Source organism: Streptococcus sp. 3613 (genome assembly GCF_013277375.1).
Lineage (GTDB): Bacteria > Bacillota > Bacilli > Lactobacillales > Streptococcaceae > Streptococcus > Streptococcus pseudopneumoniae.
In genome coordinates, this window is the sequence record NZ_VMMV01000027.1 from 1 (window position 1) to 6884 (window position 6884).

Below are 6884 nucleotides of genomic sequence, written 5' to 3' on the forward strand. Positions count from 1 at the left end.
TCTTCCTCAATTGTCATATATGCATGGTTACGACAACCACGTGTTTCTTGAAGGAGAGAATCGAGTCCGAACTCCTCATATTTTTTTACAGTTGGCCAAATCGTTGTTTGATTACAGTCTAAAAGCTCTATAATCTCTTTATAAGATTTACCCATCAGACGAAATAGAACGATTTGAAGGCGTTTATGATATTTAGCTGTACTAGAGTCTTTTAAAAGTGTTTTGATGGTTTGGATTTCTTCTTTAGTTGATTTCATATCACTATTATATAATGCTTTTTGATTTTAGTTTAGTATTAATCGATTGTTCTACTTTTTGCCTCCAAAACCTTGAAAAAGGCTTTCTTTTGTGATATACTTCACATATAAATACAAGAGAGCTCGTCACACTCGACTCTGTTGAAAAAATCAATCCAGTCCCGTTGTCCCTGTTCTCGGTCAATATCAAGGAGGATAGCTATGAAAGCTGTTGTTGTAAATCCAGAAAGCACTGGTGTTGCTGTTGAAGAAAAAGTACTCCGTCCACTTGAAACTGGGGAAGCACTTGTAGAAATTGAATACTGTGGTGTTTGCCACACCGACCTTCACGTTGCCCATGGTGACTTCGGTCAAGTACCAGGCCGTGTTCTTGGCCACGAAGGTGTTGGTATCGTCAAAGAAATTGCCCCAGATGTGAAAAGCCTTAAAGTCGGTGACCGCGTCAGCGTTGCTTGGTTCTTTGAAGGATGTGGTACTTGCGAATACTGTACAACTGGTCGTGAAACTCTTTGCCGTACAGTAAAAAATGCTGGCTACTCAGTAGATGGTGGTATGGCTGAACAATGTATCGTAACTGCAGACTATGCTGTCAAAGTTCCTGACGGACTTGATCCAGCCCAAGCTTCTTCTATCACATGTGCTGGCGTAACAACCTATAAAGCGATTAAAGAAGCAAAAGTTGATCCAGGCCAATGGGTTGTTCTTTACGGTGCAGGTGGACTTGGTAACCTCGCTGTTCAATACGCTAAAAAAGTATTTAATGCTCATGTCATCGCAGTTGATATCAACAACGACAAACTTGCCCTTGCAAAAGAAGTCGGTGCTGACATCGTTATTAACGGCCTAGAAGTTGATGATGTACCAGGACTCATCAGAGAAAAAACTGATGGAGGAGCTCATTCAGCTGTCGTAACTGCTGTATCTAAAGTTGCCTTCAACCAGGCTGTTGACTCAGTTCGTGCCGGTGGTCGCGTCGTCGCTGTTGGTCTTCCTTCTGAAATGATGGAACTCAGCATCGTGAAAACAGTTTTAGATGGAATCCAAGTCATCGGTTCTCTTGTCGGAACTCGTAAAGACTTGGAAGAAGCCTTCCAATTCGGTGCAGAAGGTTTAGTAGTTCCAGTTGTTCAAAAACGTCCAATAGAAGATGCCGTTGCCATTTTCGACGAAATGGAAAAAGGTCAAATCCAAGGACGTATGGTACTCGACTTCACCCACTAATCTAATAGAAACCTATTTTAAAAGTTGGAAGCTTCTTTCAACTTTTTTATATTAAATTTTTAAATGTGGATTCAATATTACTCCTCAAAAAACTCAATATATCAACATTCAAAAGTAAAAGTTTTTTTAATTTTTTATGATAAATAGTTGCTTTTTACATGAAAACGGTTTATACTTAAACAGTCTTAAAGTTTTCTTAAATGAAAACTAAAACAAAAAAGGAGGAATGACAATAATGAGTATCGGAATCATTATTGCGAGCCACGGCGAATTTGCTGCGGGTATTCATCAGTCAGGATCTATGATCTTTGGTGAACAAGAAAAGGTTCAAGTTGTGACCTTTATGCCAAATGAAGGTCCTGATGATCTATACGCTAAGTTTAATAACGCTGTTGCTGCATTTGACGCAGAAGATGAGGTTCTAGTTTTGGCTGACCTTTGGAGTGGTTCTCCATTTAACCAAGCTAGTCGCGTGATGGGAGAAAATCCTGAGCGTAAGTTTGCCATCATCACAGGACTTAACTTACCGATGTTGATTCAAGCCTACACAGAGCGCCTCATGGACGCTGCTGCAGGTGTAGAAAAAGTCGCTGCGAATATCATTAAAGAAGCCAAAGATGGCATCAAAGCTCTTCCAGAAGAGCTAAATCCAGTTGAAGAAGTTGCAAGCGCTGCAGCTGCTCCAGTTGCCCAAGCTGCTATCCCAGAAGGAACTGTTATCGGAGACGGTAAATTGAAAATCAATCTTGCCCGTCTTGACACACGTCTACTTCACGGTCAGGTTGCAACTGCTTGGACTCCAGATTCAAAAGCAAATCGTATCATCGTTGCTTCAGATAACGTGGCTAAAGACGACCTTCGTAAAGAATTGATTAAACAAGCAGCTCCAGGTAATGTCAAGGCTAACGTGGTTCCAATTCAAAAACTGATTGAGATTTCAAAAGACCCACGTTTTGGAGAAACACATGCCCTTATCTTGTTTGAAACACCTCAAGATGCCCTTCGTGCCATCGAAGGTGGCGTGCCAATCAAAACTCTTAACGTTGGTTCTATGGCTCACTCAACAGGTAAAACATTGGTCAATACCGTTTTGTCTATGGACAAAGAAGATGTTGCTACATTTGAAAAAATGCGTGACTTGGGTGTTGAATTTGATGTCCGTAAAGTACCAAATGATTCTAAAAAAGATTTGTTTGACTTGATTAACAAAGCCAATGTCAAATAAGCCATTATTTATGAAAGGATTTTAAACATGTCTATTATTTCTATGGTTTTAGTAGTCGTTGTAGCCTTCTTTGCAGGTCTTGAAGGCATCCTCGACCAGTTCCAATTTCACCAACCACTTGTAGCCTGTACCCTTATTGGGCTTGTAACAGGTCACTTGGAAGCAGGGATTATCCTCGGTGGATCGCTTCAAATGATTGCCCTTGGTTGGTCAAATATCGGTGCTGCTATCGCTCCTGATGCTGCACTTGCTTCTGTCGCTGCTGCCATTATCATGGTTCTTGGTGGTGACTTTACTAAGACAGGTATCGGTGTTGCTCAAGCGGTTGCTATCCCTCTTGCCGTTGCTGGTCTATTCTTAACTATGATTGTTCGTACAATCTCAGTTGGTTTGGTTCATACTGCAGATGCTGCCGCTAAAAAAGGTGACTTCGGCGCTGTGGAGCGTGCGCATTTCATCGCGCTACTTTTCCAAGGACTTCGTATCGCGCTTCCTGCAGCTCTTCTCCTTATGGTACCAACTGAAACTGTACAAAGTATCCTTAGTGCCATGCCAGACTGGCTCAAAGATGGTATGGCTATCGGTGGTGGTATGGTCGTTGCCGTTGGTTACGCCATGGTTATCAACATGATGGCAACTCGTGAAGTATGGCCATTCTTCGCTCTTGGTTTCGTTCTCGCTGCTGTGTCAGATATTACTCTAATCGGATTCGGTGCTATCGGTGTTGCTATCGCTCTTATCTACCTTCACCTTTCTAAAACTGGTGGAAATGGTAGCGGAGGAGCCGCAACTTCTAACGACCCAATCGGCGATATCCTAGAAGACTACTAAGATAAGAAAGGACTGAAAACATCATGACTGAAAAACTTCAATTAACTAAATCAGATCGTAAAAAAGTTTGGTGGCGTTCAACCTTCTTACAAGGGTCTTGGAACTTTGAACGGATGCAAAACTTGGGCTGGGCTTATACACTCATTCCAGCTATCAAAAAACTCTATACTAAAAAAGAAGATCAAATCGCTGCTCTTGAGCGTCACCTTGAGTTCTTCAACACTCATCCATACGTAGCTGCTCCAGTCATGGGGGTTACTCTTGCGCTTGAAGAAGAACGTGCTAACGGTGTGGAAATCGATGACGCTGCTATCCAAGGGGTTAAAATCGGTATGATGGGACCTCTTGCTGGTATCGGTGACCCAGTATTCTGGTTTACAGTACGCCCAATCCTTGGATCTCTCGGTGCTTCACTTGCCCTTACTGGCAATATCTTGGGGCCACTCCTCTTCTTTGTTGCATGGAACTTGATTCGTATGTCATTCTTGTGGTATGTTCAAGAGATTGGATATAAGGCTGGATCAGAAATCACCAAAGATATGTCTGGTGGTATCCTTCAAGATATCACTAAAGGAGCTTCTATCCTTGGGATGTTCATTCTTGCTGTCCTTGTTCAACGTTGGGTAAATATTAAATTTGCTTTCGATGTTTCTAAAGTTCAACTAGATGAAAAGGCTTATATCCATTGGGATAAATTGCCAGAAGGGTCTAAAGGTATCCAAGAAGCATTCGCACAAGTAGGACAAGGATTGTCTCAAACTCCTGAAAAAGTTACTACTTTCCAACAAAACTTGGATATGTTGATTCCTGGATTATCAGGACTACTCCTTACTTTACTTTGCATGTACTTACTTAAGAAAAAAGTATCTCCAATCACTATTATCCTTGCCCTCTTCGCAGTGGGTATTGTGGCACATGTTCTTCACATCATGTAATCAAGCAACTTAAAAGGAACCAGGTTCTAAAATCTGATTCCTTTTTTCTAGGCTTTTATACTCAATGAAAATCAAAGAGCAAACTAGGAAGCGAGCCGCAGGCTGTACTTGAGTACGGCAAGGCGAAGCTGACGTGGTTTGAATTTGATTTTCGAAGAGTATTATTCTGCCAAGGCTCCCATTGGATCCCAAGGTGCAAGCACAATTGGTTCTGCTCCATAGGCAGCTTGTTCTTCTGCTGTCAGCAATTCCTTACGAACAACGATTTGGTATGTGTATTCGTCCATCCAAGCGTCTGAGGCAACAAAGTAACCATCTGTACCGACCTTGTCTCCCCATGAGTTTTCAACCTTCCACTTGGTTGATTTACCATTTTCGTCCAAGTCAACACCTGTCAAGACCATGGCGTGGGTCATCAAGCTTTCGCTATAGTCCAAACGTCCGGCCTTGTCTTGAGTAAGTTTAATGTCCATGCTTGATTCAAAGTCATAAACATCTGTCGCAAGGATTCCAGCTTTGCGGTTGCTGAGCTGGCCAACATCAGAACCAAACCAAACAGTCTCACCTGCTTGCATTTGGGCAATCGCCAATTCTTTCAAGCGCTCCATTGGAACGTTGATGTAGCGAACTGCACGGCTACCAACCACATTTCCCAACATCTCAACTGTGTAAGATTTACCGTATGGTTTATCAGCAGTTGGAGCATTGATAACAGAAACGTAGTCTTCTAAAGGAAGATTGACATATTTCTTGTAAAATTCCTGTGGAGTAATACCTTTTTCGCTTTGGTAGTTATTATCCTTATCACGATAAGCAAAGTCAAATTTACGTGGTGGTAGTCCTAGTGACATGGCAAGGAAGTTAAAGATCTCTTGCAAGAGGTCTTCTTTCTTAGCTTGAACAGTCGCTTGGTCTGCGCCAGAAGCTAGTAAGTCACGCAAGATTTGAGCATCTTGGCGCAGCAATTTGTTAAGGATTGCATTTAGCTCACGGCTGCTACTAGATGAAACAGACTCAGGATAAACTGACTTAGGCACGACACCGTATTTTTCAAAGAGGGAAACGACCATATCCCATTGACCACCATCTTGTTGTGGTATTTGGAGTAAGAAGCTAACCTTACGGCTCGTCAATTCTTGGTCTGCAGTCGCAATGACTTGCTCCAAGAACCAGTTTGATTTCTCATACTTGTCCCAGAAGAAAGTGTGGGCTTGTGACAACTCAAAGTTCTCCAATTTGTATTGCGAGATGAGTTTGTGGCGAAAAGTGTTGAGAGCCGCAAACATCCAGCAACGACCAGACGCTTTCTGGTTAGTGACCTTGTCCTTGGTTAAATCCAATGAGAAAACAGGTGTGTTGTCTACATGGCTTTGGCGACGTTCCAGAGCTGCAAAAATTCCGTTGTGGCTAGCAGCATTTTCAATCGCTTGGTATTTTACATTTGCTTCATAGTTGGCAAATAGTTTATCAGTAAATGATTCTTGAATCGCGTTCATAGATTCCTCCTTTTATTCTACAGTCTATTATAACTCTTTTCACAAAGGAAGCAACTAAAAAACATAAAAGGCAAGGACATTCTTCCTCACCTTTTTCAAATATAAATCAAATTAAGCAATACTAGCAAGGAGAATTTCTAATTCTTCCTTGGTCAAGCGACGCCATTCCCCTCGTTCCAGGTTCTCATCTAATACTAAAGTTCCCATAGTCAATCGTTGCAAGTCCACCACTTCCTTGCCACAGTAGCCCACCATACGCTTGACCTGATGAAACTTTCCTTCTGCAATAGTCACACGGATTTGGCTCTGATTCTTTTCTGCATCTGTGGAAAGAATCTCCAGTCTAGCGGGTTGACAAGTAAAGTCTTTGAGAGGAATACCCTTGGCAAATATCTCCACATCTTCTTGTGTCATAATTCCCTTGACCTGAGCCAGATAGGTCTTATCCACATGACGCTTGGGTGAAAGAAGAGCATGGGCAAGCTGACCGTCATTGGTCAGGAGCAGGAGTCCATGCGTATCGATATCCAAGCGCCCTACTGGGAAAACTTCCTTACTCCGCGCTAAGTCATCCAACAAGTCCAGAACGGTTCTGTGCTTGGGATCCTCAGTCGCTGAGATAACTCCTTTGGGCTTGTTCATCATGTAGTAGACAAAATCTTCATACTCCAACACTTGCCCATCAAAGCGAATCTCATCTATTTTTTCATCAATCTGCAATTTAGCTGATTTTTCTTTTTTACCATTTACAGTCACGCGCCCAGCCTTGAGCAAGTTTTTGACCTCAGTCCGACTTCCCACCGCACAGGCAACTAAAAATTTATCTAATCTCATAGAACTATTATATCATATCAAAAGGAGGCTAGTACAATGACCTACCTCCTTTTCGTTTCATACTCTTCAAAAATCTCTTCAAACC

7 protein-coding genes are annotated in these 6884 nt (G+C 42.1%); 4 read left to right on the forward strand and 3 right to left on the reverse strand.

Features of this window, described 5'->3' with window-relative positions:
- A partial coding sequence (locus tag HT708_RS03175; RefSeq protein WP_172925973.1) for a helix-turn-helix domain-containing protein occupies window positions 1–257 on the reverse strand: 257 nt, incomplete at its 3' end.
- A gap of 201 nt (window positions 258–458) precedes the next feature.
- Here HT708_RS03175 and adhP point away from each other — a divergent pair.
- The 4 genes from adhP (at window position 459) to HT708_RS03195 (ending at window position 4469) form a co-directional block, all read left to right on the forward strand.
- The gene (gene adhP, locus HT708_RS03180) at window positions 459–1478 is read left to right on the forward strand and encodes an alcohol dehydrogenase AdhP (RefSeq protein ID WP_172925974.1); all 1020 of its coding nucleotides are present in this window, start codon (window positions 459–461) and stop codon (window positions 1476–1478) included.
- A 235-nt stretch (window positions 1479–1713) separates the two neighbouring features.
- Complete coding sequence (locus HT708_RS03185; RefSeq protein WP_000021972.1) at window positions 1714–2703, forward strand: PTS sugar transporter subunit IIB; 990 nt, start codon at window positions 1714–1716, stop codon at window positions 2701–2703.
- Between the two features lie 27 nt (window positions 2704–2730).
- Window positions 2731–3534, forward strand: a complete 804-nt coding sequence (locus tag HT708_RS03190; protein ID WP_023932542.1) for a PTS mannose/fructose/sorbose transporter subunit IIC — start codon at window positions 2731–2733, stop codon at window positions 3532–3534.
- A gap of 23 nt (window positions 3535–3557) precedes the next feature.
- Window positions 3558–4469: a PTS system mannose/fructose/sorbose family transporter subunit IID gene (locus HT708_RS03195; RefSeq protein ID WP_000136861.1), complete on the forward strand. Its 912-nt coding sequence runs from the start codon at window positions 3558–3560 to the stop codon at window positions 4467–4469.
- Between the two features lie 161 nt (window positions 4470–4630).
- Here the strand turns inward: HT708_RS03195 and pepC are convergent, their stop codons facing one another.
- Together pepC and HT708_RS03205 are read right to left on the reverse strand one after the other, a co-directional pair.
- Window positions 4631–5965, reverse strand: a complete 1335-nt coding sequence (gene pepC, locus HT708_RS03200) for an aminopeptidase C (RefSeq protein ID WP_000991655.1) — start codon at window positions 5963–5965, stop codon at window positions 4631–4633.
- Window positions 5966–6076: 111 nt separating this feature from the next.
- Window positions 6077–6799, reverse strand: a complete 723-nt coding sequence (locus HT708_RS03205; RefSeq protein WP_166730960.1) for a pseudouridine synthase — start codon at window positions 6797–6799, stop codon at window positions 6077–6079.
- Window positions 6800–6884 lie beyond the last annotated feature (85 nt).

Bases quoted from the DNA above. Each gene is read 5' to 3' on its own strand.
- HT708_RS03190 (WP_023932542.1), top strand. From the start codon at position 2,731: ATGTCTATTATTTCTATGGTTTTAGTAGTCGTTGTAGCCTTCTTTGCA.
- adhP (WP_172925974.1), top strand. From the start codon at position 459: ATGAAAGCTGTTGTTGTAAATCCAGAAAGCACTGGTGTTGCTGTTGAA.
- HT708_RS03185 (WP_000021972.1), top strand. From the start codon at position 1,714: ATGAGTATCGGAATCATTATTGCGAGCCACGGCGAATTTGCTGCGGGT.
- pepC (WP_000991655.1), bottom strand. From the start codon at position 5,965: ATGAACGCGATTCAAGAATCATTTACTGATAAACTATTTGCCAACTAT.
- HT708_RS03205 (WP_166730960.1), bottom strand. From the start codon at position 6,799: ATGAGATTAGATAAATTTTTAGTTGCCTGTGCGGTGGGAAGTCGGACT.
- HT708_RS03195 (WP_000136861.1), top strand. From the start codon at position 3,558: ATGACTGAAAAACTTCAATTAACTAAATCAGATCGTAAAAAAGTTTGG.